Consider the following 2,755-nt stretch of genomic DNA (forward strand, 5'->3'; position numbering starts at 1 on the left):
GCTCACCGAGGTGAACCGGGCCCGCCCACCACCCCCGGGCCGCCGGTGGCGGCGGAGGAGAGCCATCACACGACGGCGCCGGTGCTGTTCTCGTCGCGACGCTTCTTCTTCTTGGGACGCGCCGCGCCCGGCCACTTCCTGTCGAGCAGTACGGCGAAGGGCGACGCCACCGTGATCGTCGTGACGTTGCCGATGAAGCTACCGACGATCACCGCGAGGGCGAAGTCGACCAGTGAGCCACCGCCCAGGAAGAGCAGCGCGCCGAGCACCGCGAACACACCGATGCCGGTGTTGATCGTCCTCGGCATCGTCTGGAGGATCGCCAGCCCCGCCACCCGGAAGAACGGGTCCTTCGGGTGCGAGGCGCGCAGCTCCCGGACCCGGTCGAAGACCACGACCGAGTCGTTCACCGAGTAGCCGATCACCGTCAGCATCGACGCGATGAACACGCCGTCGACCAGCCGGCCCGTCCAGGCGAAGAACCCGAGCAGGAAGAGGATGTCCGCCGCCAGACCGGCCATCACGGCAACCGCCAGCCGCCAGTCGAAGCGGAAGGACAGGTAGATCACCTGCACGAGCACCGCCAACAGGAAGGCGAGGATCGCCTGGTTCCGCAGCTCGTTGCCCATGCTGGGGCCGATCAGGTCGGACCTGAGCTGTTCCACCTCACCGCCGGCCGCCGTGCTGACCGCGTCGGCGATCCGGCCGACCTCGGACTCGTCCAGGGGAACGGTGCGCACCGAGATGCCGTTGTCGTCGGTGCTCGACACCTGCGCGTCGGGGAACCCGGCTGCCGCCAGCTCGGAGCGGACGTCGCCGAGATCGACCTCCTCCGACGAGGAGTACTCCAGGTACCTGCCACCGGTGTACTCGACACCGAGGTTGAGCCCGCGCACGGCCAGCCCGAGGCCCACGACGAGCAGCACGACCAGCGATCCCACCAGCCAGCGGCGGTGCCGCCGGTAGAAGTCGGGCGACCGCCGCTCGAACCACTGGCGGACCCGACCGATGCTGGCGATACCGCTGATCGCGGGCTTCCTCGCCACCACACCCCGGAAGGTGAGCTGCTGCAGGACCCGGCTGAGCACGAAGGCGCTGAACATCGAGACCGCGACACCGACGCTGAGGGTGACGCCGAAGCCCCGCACCGGGCCAGCGGCCAGGGCGAACAGCAGCGCCGCCGCCAACAGGGTGGTGATGTTGGAGTCCGCGATCGCGGTGAGCGCGCCCCGGAACCCGCCCGTCACGGCGTTCTGCATCCGGCGGACCGGGGACTTGGTGCCCGCTGCCGCCGCGTACTCCTCCCGGGACCGCTCGTAGATCAGCACGTTCGCGTCCATCGCCATACCGATGGCGAGGACGAAACCCGCCAGCCCGGGAAGGGTGAACGTCGCGCCGATCGCGAGCATCAGACCGTAGGCGATCGCGGTGTACCCGGCGAGCGCGATGGTGGCGATGAGACCGGCCATCCGGTAGACGACCAGCAGGAAGAGACCGGTGAGGGCGACACCGATGATCGAGGCGAGCACGCTGGCGTCGATCGCGTCCTGACCCAGGGTGGGGCCGACGGTCCGCTGCTCCACGACCTCCACCTGGACCGGCAGCGCGCCGTCGCTGATCAGCAGGGCAAGCTGGTTGGACTCCTCCTCGGTGAAGTCACCGGTGATCTGCGTGGTCCCACCGGTGATACCGACGTTGCAGCGCACGTCCGGCGTCACCTGCGGGGCGGAGATGATCTCGTTGTCCAGGACGATGGCCACCCGCCGCGCTGGGTCACCGTTGGGCGCGCACGCGGCCTGGCCCGTGATGTCCGCCCACCCGCGGCCGTCGTGGAAGTCGAGGGAGACGTGCCAGCCGAGCCCCTGCTGGCCGTCCAGCCTGGCGGTGGCCCGGTTGATGGCCTCACCGGTCATCGCGGCCGGCGCGAGCTGGAGCCGCTGGCCGCTCTCGTCCGGCAGCACCAGTTCCCCGGTCTGCTCCTGTTCGGTGTCCCCCTCCGGGGGGACCGACTCCTCGGGGGGAGCCAGGCCGACGACCGGGTGGATCGTCAGCTGGGCGGTGCGGCCGATCGTCTCCAGGGCCTCCTCGGGGTCCTGGACACCCGGCATCTCCACGACGATGCGGTTGGAACCGGACCGGACCAGGTTCGGTTCGGCGACACCGAGGGAGTCGACGCGGCGGCGCAGCACCTCCAGCGTCTGGTCCATCGTCTCGTCGTCCAGGGTGCCGCCGGGTGTCTCCTCGGCCTCCAAGGTGATCTGGGTGCCGCCCTGGAGGTCGAGGCCCAGCCGGGGCTCGGTCGTGACCAGCATCGTCCCGGCGCCGAGCAGAACGACGAGGGCGAGCAGTCCTCGGAGGAGCAGCGAACGCTGCTCCGCTGAGCGGGTCGAGCGGGTCGAGCGGGTGGAGCGGGGTGGTGGCACGGTGTGGTCTCCACTGCGGTGCGCGCACGGCGGCCGGGTCGGCCGCGTGCTGGGATGACGGGGGCGGCGGTCGCCGTCCCTCGGGACGCCTCAGTGCCGTGCCACCCCTGGCGGCCCCCGCCCGGTGCTCGCGCCGTCCGCGCCGGGGCGGGCCGGGATGCGCGGCGGGGACAGACGGGGGAGCCGGGCGGTGAACGGGGCCCGCCCCAGCACCGGGGCGCCGCCGTCCAGCACGGCGGGATCCCGGGTGGGCCCGGTCTCCCCGACCGCCTGGCCGGTGAACGCCGCCGGCGCGGCACGAGAGGGAACCGGGCCGCCGGCTCCCGCGCGGG

2 protein-coding genes are annotated in these 2,755 nt (G+C 71.9%); both read right to left on the bottom strand.

The features are described 5' to 3' along the window. Positions 1–65: 65 nt before the first annotated feature. Positions 66–2,423, bottom strand: a complete 2,358-nt coding sequence (gene secD, locus ACTIDRAF_RS0214345; RefSeq protein ID WP_016699429.1) for a protein translocase subunit SecD — start codon at positions 2,421–2,423, stop codon at positions 66–68. Positions 2,424–2,513: 90 nt separating this feature from the next. Next, positions 2,514–2,755, bottom strand: a 242-nt coding sequence (locus tag ACTIDRAF_RS33830; RefSeq protein ID WP_211215346.1) for a hypothetical protein, incomplete at its 5' end; no start/stop codon positions are given.

The sequence above is a fragment of the Actinoalloteichus spitiensis RMV-1378 genome (assembly GCF_000239155.1).
GTDB lineage: Bacteria > Actinomycetota > Actinomycetes > Mycobacteriales > Pseudonocardiaceae > Actinoalloteichus_B > Actinoalloteichus_B spitiensis.